Raw genomic sequence first — 22646 nt, forward strand, 5'->3', positions numbered from 1 at the left:
TGACACACTTGACAATAGAAGAGAAGATATCACATTTGCAGGCCGCAGCGATGGAAGAAGCCAGAACAGAGGGCAATGCTATTATGAAAAAGCATGAAGATGCGCTGATGGGCGTATTTGAGCAGCACCGCATAGAAGCAACCCGACAGTCGGAGATGAGAGTGAAGGCGGAAAGAGTCCATGCAAAGCAGCAGCTGAATATGGCGATGTCCAAGGCGCAGCTGGAATTAAAAAGAGAACTGGGAAAGACACAAAAAGAGTTGAAAAAGGAGCTGTTCCGGGAGGTTGAGGAACTGATACGGGACTTCATGAAGACGGAAGAATATAAGCGTCTTCTGATTGAGTATATTAATAAGTCGGCCCGATTTGCAGACGGGGCAGCTATAACGATCTACATTAATCCGACGGATGAAGATAAGAAAGATTATCTGGAGGAACATACCGGCATGGCACTTACCGTGAGTAAAGAGGACTTTATCGGAGGTGTGCGGGCCGTGATCAGAGAACGGAATATTCTGATTGATCACGCGTTCAAGGGCGCAATTGAAAAAGAATATCGTGAGTTTGTATTCAGAGGAGGTGCGGGAGTTGAATAGTGTATCAACTGGAAAAATCTACGGAATCAATGGTCCCGTTATCTACTTGAAAGGTATGACTGATTTTAAGATGTCAGAGATGGTATATGTAGGGGAACAGAGGCTGGTGGGCGAAGTGATTTCCCTGGATAAGGATCTGACAACGATACAGGTATATGAGGAAACATCAGGATTAAAACCGGGCGAGATCGTGGAGTCATCTGGATCAGCAGTATCCGTTACTCTGGCACCGGGAATTCTGAATAATATATTTGATGGAATTGAACGTCCGTTGGATCGAATCGCGGATACTGCCGGGTCATTTATCACCCGAGGAATCAGTGTGGATTCGCTGGACAGAGAAAAGTTGTGGGATACGCATATGACGGTGTGTGTTGGAGATGTGGTTCATGGCGGAAGCATTATTGCGGAGGTTCCGGAGACACGTGCAATTGTTCATAAGTGTATGGTGCCGCCAGATGTAGAAGGAACGGTTGTCTCCGTTGTTCCGGATGGGCAGTATACGATAGAGGATGTGCTGGTTACGCTGGAACTTTTGGATGGCAGCAGGAGAGATCTTACGATGACACAGCGCTGGCCGATCCGTGTTCCGAGACCGTCGGCTCATCGATTCCCGGCAAATATTCCACTGATTACAGGACAGCGTATCGTGGATACCATGTTCCCGATTGCAAAGGGAGGAACTGCAGCGATTCCGGGAGGCTTCGGAACAGGAAAGACGATGATGCAGCATCAGATTGCGAAGTGGGCGGATGCAGACATTATTATCTATATCGGATGTGGAGAGCGTGGGAATGAGATGACGCAGGTATTGGAAGAATTCTCTCAGCTGGAGGATCCGAGAACCGGTAACCCATTGATGGATCGTACCACTTTGATCGCCAATACTTCGAATATGCCTGTGGCAGCCCGTGAGGCTTCTATCTATACAGGCCTTACACTGGCAGAGTATTATCGGGATATGGGATATGATGTGGCTATTATGGCTGATTCTACTTCACGTTGGGCAGAGGCTCTGCGTGAGTTGTCCGGACGTCTGGAAGAGATGCCTGCTGAGGAAGGCTTTCCTGCATATCTGGCTTCTCGGCTGTCAGCATTTTATGAAAGAGCTGGTATGATGCAGACTTTGAATGGCGAGGTGGGGTCCGTATCCATTATCGGAGCAGTATCTCCTCAGGGAGGAGATTTTTCAGAACCAGTTACGCAGAATACTAAGCGATTTGTGAGATGCTTCTGGGGACTGGATAAATCTCTGGCGTATGCAAGACATTTCCCGGCAATTCACTGGCTGAACAGTTATAGTGAATATTTGAATGATCTCAGTGGATGGTACGCAGACCATGTGTCGCCGAAGTTTACAGATTATCGAAACAGAATGATGACCATTCTGAGCCAGGAGAGTAACCTGATGGAGATTGTAAAATTGATCGGCGGAGATGTACTTCCGGATGATCAGAAACTGATCCTGGAGATCGCCAGAGTAATCCGTCTGGGCTTCCTGCAGCAGAATGCTTTCCACAAAGATGATACCTGCGTATCGCCGGAAAAGCAGTTTAAGATGATGGATGTTATCTTATATCTGTATAAAACATCCCGGGCTCTTGTTGCAATGGGAATGCCGATGTCTGTGTTAAAGGCGGAAGGAATCTTCGAGAAAGTAATTGCAATGAAATATGATGTTCCAAACGATGATCTGCAGCTGCTAGATCTATATAAAGTGGAGATTGACCATTTTTATCAGAGAGTAATCGAAAAGAATGCATAAAGGAGGAACCGTAAATGGCAATAGAATATCTTGGACTGAGTAATATCAACGGACCTCTTGTTGTACTGGAAGGAGTGCAGAATGCTTTCTTTGACGAGATTGTTGAATTTGTCGTAGAAGGCAACATCAAGAAGATGGGCCGTATTGTTGAACTGAATGAAGACAAGGCGATTATACAGGTGTTTGAAGGAACGGAGAATATGTCCCTTCAGAATACGCATACAAAATTGACCGGGCGTCCGATGGAAGTGGCTGTGTCACCGGATATGCTGGGGCGTACATTTAACGGAATCGGAGAACCAATCGATGGACTGGGCTCGATTACGGCAGTGGAGCGAAGAGATGTCAACGGACTTCCGCTGAACCCGGTGCGCAGAGAATATCCGCGAAACTATATCCGGACCGGAATCTCTGCAATTGATGGACTGACAACACTGATTCGTGGACAGAAGCTTCCAATCTTCTCGGGAAATGGACTGCCGCATGATCAGCTGGCAGCACAGATTGTTAAGCAGGCATCTCTGGGAGATGGCGCAGAAGGAGAATTTGCGATTGTATTTGGAGCAATGGGTGTAAAGCATGATGTGGCGGAATTCTTCCGGAAAACATTTGAAGAAAGCGGAGTATCTGACCATGTATGTATGTTCCTGAACCTGGCAAATGACCCGGTGGTGGAACGTCTGATCACACCGAAAGTTGCGCTGACAGTGGCAGAATATCTGGCATTTGAATGCAATATGCATATCCTTGTTATCCTGACGGATATGACCTCGTTTGCAGAAGCGTTACGAGAAGTCTCATCCTCCAAAGGAGAGATCCCTTCTCGAAAGGGATACCCGGGTTATCTGTACAGTGAGCTGGCAACCATCTATGAGCGTGCCGGAATTGTAGAGGGTTCAAATGGATCTGTAACGCAGCTTCCGATCCTTACGATGCCAAATGATGATATTACACATCCGATCCCGGATCTGACCGGATATATTACAGAGGGCCAGGTTGTATTAGACCGAAGCCTTCATGGGCAGGCGATCTATCCGCCGATCAGTGTACTTCCGTCCCTGTCACGTCTGATGAAGGATGGAATTGGAGCTGGATATACCCGTGAAGATCATCAGGATCTGGCAAACCAGTTGTTTTCTGCATATGCAAAAGTGGGAGAGGCAAGAAATCTGGCTTCTGTTATCGGCGAAGATGAATTGTCTCCGATTGATAAAAAATATCTGAAGTTTGGTGTAGAGTTTGAAAAACGTTACATCGGCCAGGGCCCGACGGAGAATCGGACGATTCAGGAAACGCTGGATCTGGGCTGGGAACTTCTGCGGTTATTGCCAAAAGAAGAGCTCGACCGAATTGATACAAAACTGATCGATAAATACTATACACCGGCAACAGACTAGTTGCGATATTTGGAAATAGCAGATAGTCTGTAGACTGTAATAAGATTAGCAGTAGAAAAGAGGTTTGTATATGGATCCGAGAGAATTTCCTACAAAAGGAAACTTAATGCTTGCTAAGAATTCGCTGGCACTTGCGCGTCAGGGATATGAGCTGATGGATAAGAAACGTAATATCCTCTTAAAGGAATTGATGGGGTTGATTGATGAGGCGAAAGATATCCAGGAAGAGATTGATTCGACCTTTACGAAAGCATATGCCTGTCTGCAGCGTGCCAATATTGAGCTGGGAATCAGTAAAGTACAGGAGTTGGCCTTTACTGTTCCGATAGAGGATTCTATCCGTATTCAGACGCGAAGTATTATGGGAACAGAAATTCCGCATATAAAATATGATGAGAAACAGAATAAACTGACTTATGCATTTGGTGCCACGCATGAGTCTATTGATATTGCCAGAGAGGCATTCCGTGAGGTGAAAGCATTGACGATCAAGCTGGCTGAAGTTGAAAATTCAGCTTATCGCCTGGCTACGAATATCAAGAAGACACAGAAACGCGCCAATGCACTGAAAAATATTACAATCCCGATGTATACCAATCTGGTTTATAACATCAGTAATGCCCTGGAAGAAAAAGAAAGAGAAGAATTTACCAGATTGAAGGTAATTAAAAGGATGCAAGGGAAGTAGGAATTTAGATGAGTTAGTTGGTGATTGGGTGTGTACGGCGAGAGGACGGATGGGATGGTTTCCATTGCGGAGTCCTTCGCTAAGAATCCATAACAGGAAAAAAAGCAGATATTTTGTGACCAGGCTGATTCGCCCCGAAATCTTGATGATTTCGAGGCTCAGCAGCCTTCTCAGATCTGGCTTGAAGCCAAATCTTCGCACAAAATATCTGCTTCTTTTCCAGTAACGGATTCTATCGCTTGGCCAACGAATGGAAACTATCCCATCCATCTTCTCGCCTGACATCCCCCAAGTCCGCAACTTCCTCATCCGGGAGGATTCCTGCGCGTCATGCAGAGGGAAAGATATCAGTAAAGATATTGTCAAAAAACTGGCGGAATAACTAACTGATTCTTCCATTGAAATAATGATGAATAGTATAAAAACATCGCTCCCCATTGCGCTTCGCGCCAGAAATTCCGCCAGATGAGTCCGTTCGGTAATTGGAAATGTCAGGCGCAAGGGAGTTGGATAGGCTGGTCTGTATCCGTCTATCCAAGTGTTAGAATCCGTTACAGAAAAAAGAGTTGCAATTCCGTGTGAGAATTTGGCATTCAGCCAAATTCAAAAGGACTGCTGAATCGAGAAATTATCCAAATTTCTCGGTGAATCAGTCCGGTCACGAAATTGCAACTCTTTTTTCTGTTATGGATTCTCAGCGAAGGATATCGGATACAGACCAGCCTATCCAACTCCCTTGCGCCGTACACCTCCCAATCACCAACTAACTCATCTAAATTCCCATCTATAACTTCTTGGATTTCTCAGCGGCTTTGTTGATGCAGTCGATAACGGCACCTCTCATGCCGCCTTTTTCCAGTGCCTCACATCCTTCGATGGTTGTTCCGCCTGGGGAGGTTACCATGTCTTTGATTTCACCTGGATGTAATTCTTTTTCAAGAATCATTTTGGCTGTACCGAGAGCAGTCTGTGCTGCAAGGCGATAAGCTGTTTTTCTAGGAAGCCCCTGTTTTACTCCACCATCAGCCATGGCTTCAATGAACATAGCAACGAAAGCAGGACCACCGCCGTTTAATGCACAGGCAGCATCAATCAAGTGTTCCGGTACCATTTCAATAATTCCGATTGTGCTGTAAATGGATTTTGCAATCTCTAATTCTTCTTCTGTAAAGTCATTGTCAGAGCAGATTGCGAATGCTCCTTCGAATACCATAGCAGGAGTATTTGGCAACAGGCGAAGAATCCTTGGAGTACCGTCAATCATATTTCTCAGGCGTTCTACGGTTACTCCGGCAACGATGGACATCATTGCTTTTTCATCTAACGCTTTTTTACATTGAGATAACGCTTCGGCAGCATTCTGTGGTTTTACGGCCAAGAGGATAATATCGCTGCTTAAGCAGACATCTTCATCATCTTTAGCAAGGTTCACACCCCAGCCCTTGGCTTTTTCCATCATAGCAGGATTAATGTCATATACATAGACATTCTCCTTAGGGAGAACGCCGCTTTCCAATGCGCCGTAGAGAATAGCGCCACCCATGTTACCACATCCAATAACTCCAATTTTCTTTGTAATCATATTATGTACCTCCTTTATTGGGGACGTAGTAAAATGCAATTTTACTACGTCCCCATTTAACATTTGTGGTGTCACTTTTTTATAAATGGGGTGTACCCAAATGATACTTCCATACTTTTTGTAAATTTTCTGGTTTCTCAAGTAATAATTTTGTTCCTTCTGCCATGCATCTTGCAGCGTACAGCATTCCTTTGTGGCCGATGCTCATTCCGGCTTGTTTGGCGGCTGCCCAGTGGTGCAGTGGTGTGCCTTTGCACATGGTTGCTGCGCTGATTGTGATGAGGGGAACGGTATGGCTTACTTCGGAAGCGTCTGTTCCAATGGATATGGGGACTGGTTCGTCTTCCAGTGGTTCTAATCCGGTGAAGTAGATACCGTTATTTTGAAGGCCTGCCTCGCGGGTAATATCTGCGGCAAAGGCGAGTTCTTCTTCTGTATATTCAGGGGTCGGAATCTGAGTCATGGCTTTGTAGTAGATCTCGGTCAATGGACGGTTGACTTTCATCTCTTTGCAACTTCCGACCAGTTCAATGTCGACGGATGTTCCAGTCATCATGGCAGCGCCTCTGGCGCAATTGTCGACTCGGATGCTTGCATCTTCGGTACGGGCACGTTTGGCGGATCGGATGAAATAATTGGTCTTGGCAAAGTCGGGAACGACATTTGCCGGCAAGCCGTTATCGATGTATGCATAGTGCATACGGACGTCACCGGGGACGTGTTCTCTTAGATAATTGACGCCAATATTCATAAGTTCCGCTGCATCCAGTGCGCTTCTACCAGCTTCCGGTGCCTTGGAAGCGTGGGCGCTGATGCCGTGGAATGTGTAGTTTTTGATATCCTGAGATTGCCAGATATCGTTGCTTATACGGTTTCGGTCGAATGGATGCCACATGACGGCTACATCCAAGTCATCGAATACCCCTTTCTCATTCATTTTTATCTTGCCAGACATGATCTCTTCTGCCGGACAACCATACACGCGGATCGTTCCAGGTGTATGATTTTTTTTCATATCTGCTTTTAATGCGCAGGCTGCAGCACAGACTCCGGTGCCGAGAAGATTGTGCCCACAGGCATGTCCCAGTTCTGCAAGCGCATCGTATTCTGCAAGGAATCCAATAATTGGTTTTTCTTGAACAGGAGTACTATGCCATACAGCGGTAAATGCGGTCTCAATGTCGGCTGTTTTATATGTGACTTCGAATCCATGACCTTCCAGGTATTCTGCCAGATATCTGGAGGAAAGAGTTTCCTGGTAGGCGAGTTCCGGATGTTGGAAGAGGTAGCTGGCGGTTTCGATTAGTTCTGGCTCATGTTGGTCAATCCAGGATGCGATAATGTTCGTCGCATCTGCTTCATGGTTCATGTCATACCTCCTTGTAGTTAATGTGTTTTTAATTACTCTGCCGGATAAACATTTTCCAGGACATCCAGATATTCCTGACCGAAGGTGTCGGCATAATCCTTCAATGCCAGATCAACAGCTTTTTGCCCGTCTTTACCAAGAGTATCGATTAATGTCTTGCTGATTGTGTGCTTGATATGAGCAGTGTGAAAATTAAAATCTTTCATGCAGGAAGTTCCAAGCTCTTTTTTCTTTTCTGCGAGCTGAGTGACCTCATCAGGTGTCAGGGGATATCCCCAGTCAAATTCACATCTTTCTCCGCCCCAGCTCATGGAAGTGGCAGTTGGAGTGCAGACAAAATCAGAACGGAATCCCTGGTAAACTGCATTGTCAACATTGACACAATAAAATTTGCCGTATTCGGTCAATCCGTGTTTTTTCCAGGCATCACACCAGGCGCATTTGGATATGTAGGTCTGAAGTGTCGGTTCTGTACGTAATTGTCCAAATTCCATCTGACCGTTGTAATCGGGTTTCCATTCACCATATGCCTGATTGGTCATAGTTGTCAGCGGGTCTCCATGGGCAATTGCGTTGGCAGCCATACGGGCACCTCGTTCGTTGCCATAGGTAGTCATTCCGGTAAGAATTGCTTCTTTCCCTTTTTCACCGCATAATTCGATTGCGTGTTTTGCAAAGAGTGCAAATAAAACTGCATGGTGCTCTATCTTACATTGAACAGGTTTATTTTCCATAATCCCACGCTCCTTTCTTGTAACGTAATAAAGTACCAACACAATTATACTACAGTTATCTGAAAAATGCATTGCGGATTTGTGGATTGTGAAATAAATTCGTTGACACCCTGATTAAGAGTCAGAGTGTAGGAAAAAACAGAGGAATATCTGGTGGAAAGCAGGTAAAAGCAAAGAAACTCATGGATACCAGAATCCAAAGAGAAAATACGATAGTCTGTGAAGGAAGCGTAAGTTCTCTTTGCTGTAGATAATGACAGATGGAGAAGGAGAGAAAAACACTAAAAATAAAGATAAGAAGATCAACGAAGAGAAAATGTTGTCCTATGACTCCTGTATACGTGTAAAATAATACAATAATAGAAAGTATTCCGCATAGAGCAGCGATAAAACGATAATAGAAGAAACGAATTGTATGGAAGTGAAATTTAAAATACTGGGAAACAGATACGAAAAGAAAAGGAAAGAACAAAAGCTTCAAATGTTCCCAGGTAGATTCATTTACCGGACAGAATATGGCGACCCCTGCCAGTTTTCCAGAAATATCATATAAAAAGTGATTCAGACAGCCCAGAACAATTACGATAAGTATATAAGGCTTGTCTTTTGCGTCAATATATTTTGATAAAAATTTCATAACAATACGCCTCCCTCCACTAGTATATGAAGGAAAATGCAAATATATGAAAAAAATATAAAAAAACACTTGCTTTTTTCAGAATGCTATTATATAATATCAATTGCGTTACGGAAGACGCAATAAAAATCAATAGTAGATGCGCGATTAGCTCAGTTGGTAGAGCACCTGACTCTTAATCAGGGTGTCCAGGGTTCGAACCCCTGATCGCGCACTTAGGAATCACTGTTTTTGGCGACATGAGAGCGTTGGGGGCGGTGATTTTTTTGCTGTATTTTTTTACAATAAAATGTTGCAATACGACACGACATAATGTTGCGATGTGAAACATTACATGTTATACTTTAGGAAAGTACAAAGGGAGTTGATTCGGACATGAAAACGAAATTTCATGAGTATTTGATGCATCTGCGCAGAGTAAGGGGATATACGCAGGCAGAGATGGCAGAAAAGTTGAATATTTCCCGTTCCACTTATACGAATTACGAATCAGGAAAGAGATCACCGGATCTGGAGACATTAGAGAGGATTCGAGATGTGCTGGATTGTTCGATGGATGAACTCTTTGGAAGAGCACCGGCAGCAAGGTATGGCGTGTTGTGCGAGAATATGATATCCTATCAGGCGCAGCATAAGAAGTCGCGGAAGAATATCAGGAAAAAGCTGGTAATTGGAGAACAGAATTTTCGTAGTTTACGTGAAAAAGGCGGATATTATGTGGATAAGACGAAGATGATAGAGGAATTCCTGGAATCCTGGTATCAGATCACGCTGGTCACGCGCCCCAGAAGATTCGGGAAGACATTAAATATGTCCATGTTGGCTGAATTCCTGGATTGTACAAAATATTCCGGCGATGTGTTTGCAGGGACCAGAGTTACCGAAAGCTATGTCATGGAAGAGATGAATGAACATCCGGTCATATTTCTGTCATTTCTGAATGTCAAGGGCAGTTCGGCGAACGAGATGTTGTATAAGTTATGTGATGTGATTCAAAAAGAATATCAGCGGTATTCATTTGTATGGAAGGAAGCGCGATTGCCCAAGGAGCAGAATGCGCAGGCACAGAGGATATATCGCTGTCTTTGCCAGAGGGAAATGAATGATGAGGGGAGAAATTATCTTGTTGCATCGATTTCTGTATTATGTTATTTGTTGGAATTATATTATGAGAAAAAGGTATACCTTCTTATAGATGAATATGATACACCATTTATTTCTGCAAATGATAGCGGATATTATGAGAATATACGTGGCGTACTGGCAGAACTTTTAAGCTCTTCGCTCAAAGGGAATCCGTCTCTTGAAAAAGCGATGTTGACTGGAGTGCAGCGTGTTGCCAAGGAGAATATATTTTCCGGACTCAATAATCTGGTTGTCTGTACGGTAAAGGATCCGGAATATGCAGAATGCTTTGGATTCTCAGAGAAGGAAGTCAAAGCACTTTTGCAATATTGTGAACTGGAATTTTCAAGTGATATTAAGGCAATGTATGATGGATATCTGTTCGGTACAGAGGAGGTATATAATCCGTGGTCGGTAACATGTTATGCATCCAGAAAGAAGCTAGAAGCCTATTGGCTGAATACCAGTGAGAACAGTATCATTAAAAATGCACTTGCGCAGCGGGGCGAATCTTTTTCCCGTGGCTATAATGAATTGATTGAAAAAGGAACAGCAACTGTCAGTGCAGAACTGTCAATGGCATATTATGAGAAGCAGGATGATGCTTCTCTTTGGGGACTGTTAATCAACGCAGGGATGGTAACGGTCCAGGAGGAATTAAGTGAAGGAATCTATAAGCTTCGGATTCCAAATTATGAAGTGTGGAAGGCTTTTCAGGAACTTACAGCATTTTATATGCAGGTAGAAGAAGGACATATTGACCTGATGCTCTTGAATCTGAGAACAGAGGCTATGGAGAGATTTGCAGAAGAATATCAGTGGATTCTAATGAATCTGCCCTCCTGTCATGATTTAAAAAGTGAGAACAGCTATCATATGATGATGCTAGGAATGTGTACTTTTCTGCATCCATATTATGATGTGCAAAGTAACCGGGAGAGTGGAATGGGAAGGGGAGATATTCTCCTTTATGCCAGAAAACCAGAACTGCCACATATGATACTGGAATTCAAATATACCAGAGACAAGTCACAGAGTCTGGAAGAATTGGCGCTGGATGCAATACGGCAGGCGAAGGAAAAGAAGTATGATGCACAGATGGAAGGGACAGTGTATTATGTTGGGCTGGCGCATTATGGCAAGAAAGCAGAAGTAAAGTGGGAAAAAAGAGAATAGCTTGTTATTCTTGAGCATAAATATTCACAAGTCCTTTATTGCCTTACATTCTCTTATTTGATAAAATGATACTTAATATTTGAAAAAGTAGGTGATGTTATGGACGGACAGATGGAATCTATCTTGCAAGGCGGACAGTTTAAGAAACTGTTGGATGAACAAAGTATAGAATTACGCCAGAAATATGACTTGAAAAAAGCAGAATTAGAGATTTTGTATTTCTTATCCCGTTGCGGCAGCCATAACACTCCCACGGATATCCATACACAATTAATGATGAACAGGGGCCATATCTCACAGGCGGTTGACAGTCTGTGCAGGCGGAAGTTTATTATGGCGATTCCAGACGAAAATGATCGTAGATATGTGCATTATGAAGTACTGGATTCTGCGAAAGAGATTGTTGCAGAGATGGCAAAAAGAAGAGAAGAGATGAACCGGCAGATTCTGCAGGGAATATCAGAAGAAGAACTTCGGGTATTTCTGGAAGTTTCCTTGAAGATAAAAAGTAATATAGAAAATATCATATAGTCTGATGAAAATGCAAGGTATAAAAATATGCTTTGCATTTTTATTTTTAAAAAAAGTATAAACTCTGTTGACAAAGAAAAAACAAGTGATATAATACTTTAAAAATAAATAGTTTAAAATTAAAATAATTACTTCGCGAGGAGTAATATATTTTTTAAACTAAACCTGGCACTCGGATAGAAAGAGTGCTGACAAAAATGAAAGGCAGGTTATTGTAATGAAATTAAGACCATTAGGAAACAGAGTTATTTTGCAGCAACAGGAAGCAGAAGAGAAGACACAATCTGGAATTATCCTGCCAGACAGTGCCAAAGAAAAACCACAGGATGCAGTTGTAATCGCGGTTGGACCTGGAAAGGGAGACGACGAAAAATGTAGCGGTATGCAGGTAAAAGAAGGGGATAAAGTTATATATTCTCAATATGCCGGAACAGAAGTTAAGATAGATGATGAAGAGTATATTATTGTAGATCAGAGCGATATTATGGCAATTGTAGAATAGATTTTGAAAAGTTCAGAGAAAGAAGGAATTCATTATGGCAAAGGATATTAGTTTTGATATTGATGCAAGAAAGAAAATGGAGACAGGTGTCAATAAGCTTGCAGACACTGTAAAAGTAACACTTGGACCAAAAGGAAGGAACGTAGTATTAGAGCAGTCTTATGGTGCGCCATTGATCACTAATGATGGTGTGACAATCGCAAAGGATATTGAACTGGAAGACCACTACGAGAACATGGGTGCGCAGCTGGTTAAAGAGGTTGCGACGAAGACGAATGATATCGCAGGTGACGGAACAACAACAGCAACCGTTCTGGCACAGGCACTTGTCAACCAGGGAATGAAGAACATTGCGGCCGGAGCGAATCCGATCATCCTGAGAAAAGGTATGAAAAAAGCTTCCGATGCTGTCTGTGAAGCGCTGGAGGAGATGAGCCAGCCGGTAACTGGAAAAGATCATATTGCAAAGGTTGCCGCCATCTCTGCCGGTAACGAAGAAGTTGGTGAGATGATCGCAGATGCGATGGAAAAGGTCGGAGAGAATGGAGTCATCACCATTGAGGAAGCCAAGACCATGAAGACAGAAATTGATGTGGTAGAAGGTATGCAGTTCGATAATGGATATCTTTCCGGTTATATGTGTGATGACAAAGAGAAGATGGTTGCCAATATGGAGAATCCATATATCCTCATGACGGATAAGAAGATCTCTAATATTCAGGACATTCTTCCGATTCTGGAAAATATCATGAGAGAGGGAAAAGAGCTTCTGATTCTTGCAGAAGATGTAGAAGGCGAAGCTCTTACTACATTGATCGTAAATAGATTAAGAGGAACCTTAAAGGTTGTTGCAGTAAAAGCTCCTGGATTCGGAGATAATCGGAAAGAAATGCTGCAGGATATTGCAACTCTGACGGGTGGACAGGTCGTTATGGACGATCTTGGAATGCAGCTGAAGGACACAACAATGGATATGCTTGGACGTGCCAGATCCGTGAAAGTTACCAAGGAGAATACAACCATCGTTGATGGCGCAGGTAACAAAGCCGGAGTGGAAGAACGAATTGACAGCCTGAGAAGACAGATGGCAGATACAACATCTGATTTTGACAAAGAGAAACTGATGGATCGTATTGCCAAACTAGGCGGCGGTGTTGCAGTGATCCGTGTCGGAGCAGCAACAGAGACCGAGATGAAGGAAGCCAAATATCGTATGGAAGATGCAATGAACGCTACCAAAGCTGCAGTGTCTGAAGGAATTATCAGTGGCGGCGGATCTGCGTATATCCATGCACAGAAGAAAGTCCATGAACTTGCAGCAACACTGACAGGCGATGAAAAGACAGGTGCAGAGATCGTAGCAACAGCATTGGAAGCACCGCTTTACGCGATTGTAGAAAATGCAGGACTGGAAGGCTCTGTCGTTGTAAATAAAGTAAAAGAAAGTGAAGATGGAATTGGATTCGATGCAATTCATGGAACGTATGTAGATATGCTCAAAGAAGGAATTATCGATCCTGTCAAGGTCACAAAACATGCACTTGCAAATGCCGTCAGCGTAGCAGCTACACTTCTGACTACAGAAGCTGCTGTGGCAGATGTCAAGGAAGCAGCACCGGCAGTATCTCCGCAGCCGGATATGTATTAGGATAAATATGAAGACCGATAAAAGATAGCTGATTCGGAGTGATAGATGTATGAAGAACTTATTAGAGAATAATGAAGTAGCAGAGCTTTCGAATGAACTGATATATCGACATTATCTGATGAACAGGGGTAAAATCCGAGAACTTTTTTGTGAAATGACCTTGGCCGAATACATTGCTCTGCATATGATTGCTTCAGAGAGTAAGAGTTCTATCATATATGAAGGAAGGACTTATTTAAAAGATCTGTCTGATAAGATGCAGATGACCATTCGGCAGACTTCCAAGATGATAACGGAATTAAAAGACCGGGGGCTGGTTCTGTGGTCCCATGATGGAAGTGGAAAAGAAGGGACCTATGTCACAATAACAGATACGGGAAGCAGTCTGCTTGCCAGACAAGAAGCCTGTCTGAAAGATTATTATGGAAAAGTAATCGAAGCGTTTGGAAAAGAGAATCTGATTAAATTACTACAGCTGATGAAACAACTGGATACCGTTATGACCAGTAAGATAGAAGAAATGGAGGTGTCGGAAGAAAATGACAGAGATGATGGAATTGATGAATGATTATACAAAACGAGAAGAAGATATCTGCCGTAAAAATGATAACATTGACCGGCGCCTGTATGATGAGTATGGTGTAAACAGAGGCCTGCGTGATGAGAATGGAAATGGTGTTCTGACAGGACTTACGAAGATATCAAAGATTGTATCAACACGTATAGAAGGCAATAAAAAGGTTCCCTGTGATGGAGAGCTGTGGTACAGAGGATATAAGGTGGAGAATCTGATTCACAGTCTGGGACCGGATCAGATGGGATTCGAAAAGATTGCTTATCTACTGCTGATGGGCGAACTGCCTTCAAAGGTAGAAGAGGCAACATTTCGTGATATCATCGGAAGATGCCGGACGCTGCCGACCAATTTTACCAGGGATGTCATTATGAAAGCACCATCTGAGGATATCATGAATTCTATGACAAGGAGCATTCTGACCCTGGCTTCTTATGATAAGAATGCGAAAGATATCAGTGTCAGCAATTCCCTTCGGCAATGTATCCAGTTGATTAGCGAATTCCCGCTGCTTGCTGTGTATGGTTATCATGCATACAACCATTATGAAAATAATCAGAGTATGTATATTCACAATCCTGATCCAGAGCTGTCTACCGCAGAAAATCTTCTTCGAATGTTACGTCCGGATATGAAGTATACGCCGACAGAAGCAAAAGTTCTGGATACTGCATTGATTCTCCATATGGAGCATGGAGGAGGAAACAATTCTACTTTTACAACGAGAGTCGTAACTTCTTCCGGATCGGATACCTACTCTACGATAGCAGCAGCAATGTCCTCCCTGAAAGGGCCAAAACATGGAGGAGCGAATATTAAGGTCATGGAAATGATGGAAAATATCCGGGAAAATGTAAAAGATTATGCGGATAAAGAGGAAGTAGCAGCCTATCTGAATAAGATTATTGATAAGCAGGCATTTGACCGGAAGGGTCTGGTCTATGGAATCGGCCATGCAGTCTACTCGCTGTCTGATCCGAGAGAAAGAGTGTTCAAGCAATATGTGAAGCAGCTTGCAAAAGAAAAAGGAAGAGAAGAAGATCTGACACTTTATGAAAATATAGAGGAGCTTGCTCCGGAGCTGATTGCTAAGAAACGCCATATATTCAAAGGAGTCAGCCCGAATGTAGACTTCTACAGTGGATTTGTGTACGATATGCTTGGAATTCCAAAGGAATTATACACAGCAATATTTGCAATCGCAAGGATTGTCGGCTGGAGTGCACATCGCATCGAAGAATTGATCTGCACAGATAAGATTATACGTCCGGCTTACATGAGCGTGATGGAGGAGAAATTGACAATTGAGTAAGAAAATGCTATGATGAACAATGTTCACATGGGAGGTGAGTATATTGAATACAGGTATCACATCAAAAGAAGCGATCCTTCAGGTGTGCAGAGGGATTGTGGCTTCCAGAGGGTTATCTGCAGTGAATATGCGATCCGTTGCTGATGAATGTCATATTGCACTTGGGACATTATATAATTATTATTCTAATAAAGATGAATTGCTGCTTGCGATTGTAGAAGATATATGGAAAGCGATTTTCCATATGGATCACAAGTGCCCGACGGACTTCACTTTCCCAGAATATGTAGCGTATATTTTTGAATGTATACAGAAAGGTGCTGAAGATTACCCGGATTTTTTCACAGCGCATTCTGTCAGTATCGCCAACTCTGAAAAAGGGAAGGCAAAAAGCACAATGAAGCATTATTTCGACCATATGAAAACAGGCATGCTGGAGGTATTGAAGGCAGATGACCGGGTATCAGGAGAGGCATTTTCTTCAGCATTTACAGAAATGGAGTTTATTGATTTTGTGCTAGACAATTTGTTGTTATTACTTATACAGGGAAAGACAAGCTGTGAAGTGCTGAAAGAGACGATACGAAGAACGATTTACTTATAATTATTGATTCATATAATAGAATTCCCGTCTTTTGACGGGCTTTCTTTTCAAATAAAATGAACAATGTTCACCTAAGGAGGAAGAGCTTATGCAGGCAATTTTTGAGACACTGTTTGATATCGTATATCTGGTGTCGGTTATTACACTTGGTGTTCTTATGATTCGTGGAAGCCAGGGACGCAGACAATATTTTCTATATGGGATGATGGCGGTCGTACTTGGATGCGGGGATGCATTCCATCTCGTACCAAGAGCGATTGCGCTCTGTACGACAGGATTAGAAAACTATACGGCAGCGCTTGGTGTCGGGAAACTGATTACATCCATTACAATGACATTATTCTATGTGCTGCTCTATTATGTATGGCGGCTTCGGTATCAGGTCAACGATAAAAAAGAACTTACAATGATTGTGTGGATTCTGGCACTCTTGCGTATTGTATTATGTCTGATGCCGCAGAATGCATGGATGAGCGCTGAGGCACCACTTTCTTGGGGAATTTACCGTAATATTCCGTTCACCATTCTTGGTGTGTTGATTGTGGTTCTGTTTTATCGCAGTGCAAAGGCAGAACAGGATAAGCCGTTTCGGTTTCTGTGGCTTGCGGTGGTCATAAGCTTTGCATGTTATATTCCGGTGGTTTTGTTTGCAGATACCGTGCCGCCGGTTGGAATGTTGATGATTCCCAAGACATGTGCTTATGTGTGGGTTGTTTTGATAGGATATAAAGCGATGGGACGGTGATGATTCTATGAGCAGACGTTCTTTCTTTCATGTAAAAAAGCGTACATTGCTTGCGGTTGCAGGCTGTGTCTGGATGATTGCCGGATTTAATGTGGCAAGGCTTGGCATACTTTCTTATCAGAAGATCCTGCCATTTTCAGTAATACATATCTTGTTATCCGTTCTTGTTTTTGCTGCGTTTGGAATGATGTTTTATAAAATGAGCATCAAGCATACCAAGCGGATCAAGGGCTATAAAGAAGAGTTCCGCCCGGTATGGCATTTCTTCGACCTTAAGGCGTACTGTATTATGGCGGTTATGATGGGCGGCGGAATCTGGCTTCGCAGCTCCGGGCTTGTACCGGATGTATTTATAGCGGTGTTCTACACAGGGCTGGGGTGTGCGCTGGCACTTGCCGGAGTGTTGTTCTGGCTGATGTTCTTTGGATATCGTGAACACAACATAGAGGTATAGTATAGGAATATAAAAGGATTCACAGTGGTTGAAAACCAAGGTGAATCCTTTTTTTGATATATAAATTCACATTTTCTTAATTATTATTTAATTCTTTAGACATATCAAAAAGTCTGAAAATATTGTATAATAACAAAATACTATAAAAATCAGGAGTAGATCTATGAGTAAACCGACTTTAGGAAATCCCCAGAATACCATTGAGATTTTGCAGAAATATAATTTTACATTTCAGAAAAAATTTGGCCAGAACTTTTTGATCGACACACATGTACTGGATAAGATTATCCGTGCAGCTGAGATTACCAAAGAAGATATGGTGCTGGAAATAGGACCGGGTATCGGAACGATGACGCAGTATCTGGCAGAGGCAGCGGGAAAGGTCGTTGCGGTAGAGATTGACAAGAATCTGATTCCAATCTTATCGGACACACTGAGTGCGTATGAGAATGTGACGATTATCAATGAAGATGTTCTGAAGCTGGATATCCAGAAGCTTGCCAATGAGGAGAATCAGGGAAGGCCGATCAAGGTAGTGGCGAATCTTCCTTATTATATTACAACTCCGATCATTATGGGATTATTCGAGAATCATGTACCGGTAGAGAGCATTACTGTCATGGTGCAAAAGGAAGTTGCAGACCGGATGCAGACCGGACCGGGGAATAAGGATTATGGAGCATTGTCGCTCGCTGTTCAGTATTATGCAGAGCCGTATATTGTGGCGAATGTTCCGCCAAACTGTTTTATGCCAAGACCCAAGGTGGGGTCAGCAGTCATCAGGCTTACCTGTCACGAACAGCCACCGGTGGAAGTGAAGGATGAACGCCTGATGTTTGATATTATAAGGGCATCTTTCAACCAGCGCAGAAAGACTCTGGTCAATGGCCTGAATAATTCAGACAAGTTATCATTTTCAAAAGAAGAGATCACAGAAGCAATAGAGTCTTTGGGGAAGGGTTCCAGCGTCAGAGGAGAAGCTCTTACGTTGGAAGAATTTGCAGAGCTGAGCAATTATTTGTGGAAATATTCGCATAATGATTAAGTATGCGCAATAAGATAATAGATTAGAAGAAAAAGAAAGGAGTGCTGCCTATGGCGAGAAAAGGAGAATTTGTATTATTTGAGGTTACACCGGAGATAGAACATTTCGCAGAATTGTGTAATAAAAATAACGCAATTGACAAGGAATTATATACAAAGTATGAGGTGAAGCGGGGCCTGCGTGACTTGAATGGAAAAGGCGTTCTGGCGGGTCTTACGAATATCTCTGATGTATGTGCGAAGAAGATCGTGAATGGCGAAGAGGTCCCTTGTGAAGGAAATCTGTATTACCGAGGATATAATATTAAAGATCTGGTAAGAGGATTTCTGGAAGATGGGCACTTTGGATTTGAAGAGGTTGCGTATCTTCTGCTGTTTGGAGAATTGCCAACAGCAAAGGAGCTGGAGATGTTCCATGAGACATTGGTAGAACGACGTACATTGCCTCCGACATTTGTAAGAGATGTGATCATGAAGGCACCGAGCAGAGATATGATGAATAGTCTGTCACGTTCTATCCTGAGCCTGTATTCCTATGATGCATTGGCAGATGATACATCGATTCCGAATGTGCTGCGTCAGTGTCTGAATCTGATCAGTCAGTTTCCGATGTTGATGGTATACGGTTATCACGCGTACAATTATCGCCTGGGCGAAGATCTGTTCATCTATGCCCCATCTCCAGAATTATCTACGGCGGAGAATATCCTGATGATGCTTCGAGAGGACAGAAAATATACACAGTTAGAAGCAAAGATATTAGATATGGCTTTGGTACTGCATATGGATCATGGTGGAGGTAATAACTCTACATTTACAACACATGTGGTAACTTCTTCTGGAACGGATACCTATTCTACGATTGTTGCGGCACTGGCTTCTTTGAAGGGGCCGAAGCATGGAGGTGCCAACATCAAAGTTACACAGATGTTTGAAGATATGAAAAACGTGGTAAAAGACTGGAAAGATGAGGATGAGGTTCGGCAGTATCTCTATGATCTTCTGGATAAAAAAGCCTTTGATCAGAAGGGGTTGATCTATGGAATGGGCCATGCAATCTACTCTGTATCTGATCCAAGAGCTGATATTTTCAAGGGATTTGTGAAGCAGCTTGCTGCAGAAAAGGGCTATGAAGATGAGTATGCATTGTACGAGACGGTAGAGCGTCTGGCACCGGAAGTAATTGCAGAAAAGAGAAAGATCTATAAGGGTGTCAATGCAAATGTAGATTTCTATAGTGGTCTTGTGTACAGCATGTTAGATCTTCCGCCGTCATTATACACACCAATCTTTGCGGCGGCGCGTATCGTAGGATGGAGTGCGCATAGACTGGAAGAGTTGAAGAATGTTGATAAGATTATCCGACCGGCGTATAAGCCGCTGGCTGAGCATAAAACATATCTGAGAATGGATGAACGATAGATGAAAAAGGAATTTTGTTATCCTTCCCGGGATGGAGTGACGCAGATTCATGCAGTAGAATGGATCCCGGAAGGAGAAGTTAAGGGAGTGCTTCAGATCTGCCATGGTATGGTGGAATACATCAACCGATATCATGATTTTGCAGAATATATGTGTGAGCGGGGGTATTATGTAACGGGGCATGATCACCTTGGACATGGAAAATCCATACGCAATGAAGAAGATTATGGGTATTTTGAAGAAAAGAAAGGGAATCAGTTTGTCATTGGTGATATTCAGAAGCTTCGGGAGATGACAACTGAAAAATATCCAGATGTTCCTTATTATATGTTAGGACACAGTATGGGATCATTTTTGCTGCGGCAATATCTGACCATGTATGGAAAAGGTCTGTCAGGTGCGATTATCATGGGAACTGGATATCAGGGAAGTGCGGTATTGAACATGGGGCAGCTGGTATGCCGTGTGATCGCAGCATTCAAGGGTTGGAGATACCGCAGCAGATTCGTCGATAAACTGAGCTTTGGCAGCTATAATAAAAGATTCGAACCTGGAGAGACTTCAAAAGATTGGATCACCTCGGATAAAGACCACAGACAGAAATATGTCAATGACCCATTATGTTCTTTTATGTTTACATTGGGCGGCTATTACCAGATGTTTGAAGGGATGAAAGTACTGACACGAAAAGAGAGCATGGAACGTATCCCGAAGGACTTACCGGTACTGTTCGTGGCAGGAGCAGATGATCCTGTGGGAGCATTTGGAAAAGGAGTCGAAAAAGTATATAAAAAGTATAAAACGGCCGGAATGCAACAGGTATCCATGCATCTCTATGAAGGAGACCGGCATGAGATCCTGAATGAGACCGACCGTGAACAAGTGTATGAAGACTTATATCAATGGATTGAGAGTCTATAGAGACTTTCGAATCTCTTTCAGCAGATGGACTCTATTAAATGGAAATGAAAAATAGTATCCATCTGCGAAGTCTTTGGTGTATTCTATGATTTCTCTGGCAATTGCAACACCGACTGCTTCGCCTTCTTCTTTGGTGCCATGTTCCGGATATCGTTGGATGATCTCATCAGTAACATCGACACCTGCGATTTCATTTTTCATAAATGACGCATTTTTCCTGCTGATCAGAGGCATAATTCCACAGAGAATCCGAGCCCCGGTGGATTCTTTAATGTAGCGGACACGATCAGCGTCATTCTTAGAGAAGACTGGCTGAGTCAGGAAGAATTCAGCACCGACTTCCATCTTACGTTTTACTCGCTTAATCTCCACTTCAAGATTGCGTCTTCCCTGGTTGATTGCGCCTCCGTAAACCATCGGTGCATCTGGGAAATATTCCTGGTTCATATCTCTTACAATCTTCATCAGACCCACAGAGTCAAAGTTGAATACTGATTTTACCGTCTGTCTTGCCAGAGATGGAATCGGATCACCGGTAATAATCAGCAGATTATGAATATCATTGATATGTGCGCCTAAGATCAGAGATCTCATGGCGATGGCATTCTTGTCGCGGCAGCAGATATGCGGCATGACGCACATACCTGTGGAACGTCGTATCTTTTCGGCCATCAGCACAGAGTCGATTCGTGTTCTGCCAGACGGAGAATCTGGAAAAGTCAATACATCTACATCTTCATTGCGCAGAAAATGTGCTGCTTCCAGAAGCTTCTCATCATTGGCAGAGACTGGAGGAGCAAGCTCTACGGCAATGAGCTTTTTGTCTTTGACAGTACCGTCTTCCTGACAGAAGAAGCCGGATTTCTTTTTGTATGCTTCGACTTCTGTGTGAGACAGGATAGAAGCAGATTTTACTGATTGTCGGATGTCCAGTGCAGACGAAATTGCCTTGATAAAAGATGGATTTGTTCCGCAGCAGCCTCCAAGAATGTCAATTCCGGCAGTAGAAAGTTCGGTCATCTTTTCTGTAAAATAATCTGTATTGTTGTTAAAGAAGATCTGGCGTCCACGGAGACGTTTGGGATATCCGGCGTTTGGCAGAGCTATCAGGTATTTGTCTGAATGGAGATCTACTTTTCCATATATCTGGTTCATATGTCCGGGACCAACACCACAATTCAGGCCGATTGCATCAATCTCTGGCACGGAAGCTGCCTCTTCCAACAATTTCTTTGCGCTCAGTCCGGAAGCACTGTAACCAAACTGGTCTACACAGAATTGCATCATGATAAAAAGTGGATATCCTTTTTTAATACGAGAGATTGCCGGAAGAATATGCTCCATGTCAGGAAATGTCTCAAAAGTCAGTATTTGAATTCCTTCTTCGGCAAATATCCTTGCTATCTGGTAATATTCTTCGGCCAGAAGATCCGTCTCGGTATTCGGAGAAGAAGTATCTGGAATCGGACCGATATCACCGGCAATAAAGATGTCTTTGCTTTTGACCGCATCTTTTGCAAGCTGTATTGCTGCACGAATATTCTGCTCCACCGAAGCCCAGTCAGAAGACAGCAACACCGTGTTGGATGCAAATGTATTTGTACGGATCAGCCGGGCACCAGCATCAATATAGGAGTGGTGGATACTGCTGACGCGATCTGGATGCTCTGTGTTTGCAGCCTCTGGAATCTCGTCTGTCTGATATTTTCCGGCATAATAGGTTCCAAAAGAACCGTCAGTAATTAATTTGTTTCTTTGTAAATATTCTTGAATCGTCATATGTATATTCCCTTTTTATGATTTAAATTTGTAATGTGGTA

Annotated in this window: 21 protein-coding genes and 1 tRNA gene; 17 read left to right on the forward strand and 5 right to left on the reverse strand. The window is 43.0% G+C overall.

Annotated features, from left to right (window positions below; all coding sequences use genetic code 11):
* Positions 1-8: 8 nt before the first annotated feature.
* From ABE613_RS08725 to ABE613_RS08740, 4 genes are all read left to right on the forward strand, one after another.
* Complete coding sequence (locus ABE613_RS08725; protein ID WP_347376169.1) at positions 9-596, forward strand: V-type ATP synthase subunit E; 588 nt, start codon at positions 9-11, stop codon at positions 594-596.
* A complete protein-coding gene (locus ABE613_RS08730; protein WP_235232002.1) occupies positions 589-2361 on the forward strand; it encodes a V-type ATP synthase subunit A in 1773 nt (590 codons plus the stop codon). The genes ABE613_RS08725 and ABE613_RS08730 overlap by 8 nt, the downstream gene beginning before the upstream one ends.
* Positions 2362-2375: 14 nt before the next feature.
* Positions 2376-3758, forward strand: a complete 1383-nt coding sequence (locus tag ABE613_RS08735) for a V-type ATP synthase subunit B (RefSeq protein ID WP_235232001.1) — start codon at positions 2376-2378, stop codon at positions 3756-3758.
* 70 nt (positions 3759-3828) lie between these two features.
* Entirely contained in the window at positions 3829-4446 is a 618-nt protein-coding gene (locus ABE613_RS08740; protein ID WP_347376170.1) for a V-type ATP synthase subunit D, read from the forward strand.
* 784 nt (positions 4447-5230) lie between these two features.
* Here ABE613_RS08740 and proC read toward each other — a convergent pair.
* The 4 genes from proC to ABE613_RS08760 all read right to left on the reverse strand — a co-directional run bounded on the left by proC (position 5231) and on the right by ABE613_RS08760 (position 8768).
* Positions 5231-6028, reverse strand: a complete 798-nt coding sequence (proC, locus tag ABE613_RS08745; RefSeq protein WP_235231999.1) for a pyrroline-5-carboxylate reductase — start codon at positions 6026-6028, stop codon at positions 5231-5233.
* A 79-nt stretch (positions 6029-6107) separates the two neighbouring features.
* Entirely contained in the window at positions 6108-7397 is a 1290-nt protein-coding gene (locus ABE613_RS08750) for an amidohydrolase (RefSeq protein ID WP_347376171.1), read from the reverse strand.
* 32 nt (positions 7398-7429) lie between these two features.
* Positions 7430-8131, reverse strand: a complete 702-nt coding sequence (locus ABE613_RS08755) for an L-2-amino-thiazoline-4-carboxylic acid hydrolase (protein ID WP_235231997.1) — start codon at positions 8129-8131, stop codon at positions 7430-7432.
* Positions 8132-8252: 121 nt separating this feature from the next.
* Entirely contained in the window at positions 8253-8768 is a 516-nt protein-coding gene (locus tag ABE613_RS08760; protein WP_235231996.1) for a DUF6512 family protein, read from the reverse strand.
* Between the two features lie 141 nt (positions 8769-8909).
* On the opposite strand from ABE613_RS08760, the gene ABE613_RS08765 reads away from it, so the two are divergent.
* The 13 genes from ABE613_RS08765 (at position 8910) to ABE613_RS08825 (ending at position 20826) form a co-directional block, all read left to right on the forward strand.
* Positions 8910-8982, forward strand: a tRNA-Lys gene (locus ABE613_RS08765).
* Between the two features lie 161 nt (positions 8983-9143).
* Positions 9144-11069 (forward strand): AAA family ATPase, encoded by a 1926-nt coding sequence (locus ABE613_RS08770; RefSeq protein ID WP_347376172.1) that lies wholly within the window; start codon positions 9144-9146, stop codon positions 11067-11069.
* A 99-nt stretch (positions 11070-11168) separates the two neighbouring features.
* Positions 11169-11600 (forward strand): MarR family winged helix-turn-helix transcriptional regulator, encoded by a 432-nt coding sequence (locus ABE613_RS08775; RefSeq protein ID WP_235231994.1) that lies wholly within the window; start codon positions 11169-11171, stop codon positions 11598-11600.
* A gap of 217 nt (positions 11601-11817) precedes the next feature.
* Positions 11818-12102, forward strand: a complete 285-nt coding sequence (locus tag ABE613_RS08780; protein WP_235231993.1) for a co-chaperone GroES — start codon at positions 11818-11820, stop codon at positions 12100-12102.
* Positions 12103-12136: 34 nt separating this feature from the next.
* Complete coding sequence (gene groL, locus ABE613_RS08785; RefSeq protein WP_347376173.1) at positions 12137-13750, forward strand: chaperonin GroEL; 1614 nt, start codon at positions 12137-12139, stop codon at positions 13748-13750.
* Between the two features lie 49 nt (positions 13751-13799).
* On the forward strand, positions 13800-14318 hold the full coding sequence (locus ABE613_RS08790; RefSeq protein ID WP_235231991.1) for a winged helix DNA-binding protein: 519 nt from the start codon (positions 13800-13802) through the stop codon (positions 14316-14318).
* Positions 14290-15636, forward strand: a complete 1347-nt coding sequence (locus tag ABE613_RS08795; protein WP_347376174.1) for a citrate/2-methylcitrate synthase — start codon at positions 14290-14292, stop codon at positions 15634-15636. The genes ABE613_RS08790 and ABE613_RS08795 overlap by 29 nt, the downstream gene beginning before the upstream one ends.
* Before the next feature lie 43 nt (positions 15637-15679).
* Positions 15680-16240 (forward strand): TetR/AcrR family transcriptional regulator, encoded by a 561-nt coding sequence (locus tag ABE613_RS08800; protein WP_347376175.1) that lies wholly within the window; start codon positions 15680-15682, stop codon positions 16238-16240.
* Positions 16241-16328: 88 nt separating this feature from the next.
* Positions 16329-16985, forward strand: coding sequence for a hypothetical protein (locus ABE613_RS08805; protein WP_235231988.1), 657 nt, complete (start codon positions 16329-16331; stop codon positions 16983-16985).
* A gap of 7 nt (positions 16986-16992) precedes the next feature.
* Positions 16993-17439: a hypothetical protein gene (locus ABE613_RS08810; RefSeq protein ID WP_235231987.1), complete on the forward strand. Its 447-nt coding sequence runs from the start codon at positions 16993-16995 to the stop codon at positions 17437-17439.
* Between the two features lie 163 nt (positions 17440-17602).
* The gene (rsmA, locus tag ABE613_RS08815) at positions 17603-18484 is read left to right on the forward strand and encodes a 16S rRNA (adenine(1518)-N(6)/adenine(1519)-N(6))-dimethyltransferase RsmA (protein WP_347376176.1); all 882 of its coding nucleotides are present in this window, start codon (positions 17603-17605) and stop codon (positions 18482-18484) included.
* Positions 18485-18534: 50 nt separating this feature from the next.
* Complete coding sequence (locus ABE613_RS08820) at positions 18535-19905, forward strand: citrate/2-methylcitrate synthase (RefSeq protein WP_347376177.1); 1371 nt, start codon at positions 18535-18537, stop codon at positions 19903-19905.
* The gene (locus tag ABE613_RS08825) at positions 19906-20826 is read left to right on the forward strand and encodes an alpha/beta fold hydrolase (protein WP_235231984.1); all 921 of its coding nucleotides are present in this window, start codon (positions 19906-19908) and stop codon (positions 20824-20826) included.
* Here the strand turns inward: ABE613_RS08825 and ABE613_RS08830 are convergent.
* Complete coding sequence (locus ABE613_RS08830) at positions 20821-22605, reverse strand: bifunctional homocysteine S-methyltransferase/methylenetetrahydrofolate reductase (protein WP_347376178.1); 1785 nt, start codon at positions 22603-22605, stop codon at positions 20821-20823. The genes ABE613_RS08825 and ABE613_RS08830 overlap by 6 nt on opposite strands.
* Positions 22606-22646: the final 41 nt, after the last annotated feature.

This window comes from Dorea chungnamensis (assembly GCF_039832125.1).
Classification (GTDB): Bacteria; Bacillota; Clostridia; order Lachnospirales; family Lachnospiraceae; genus JAFBIX01.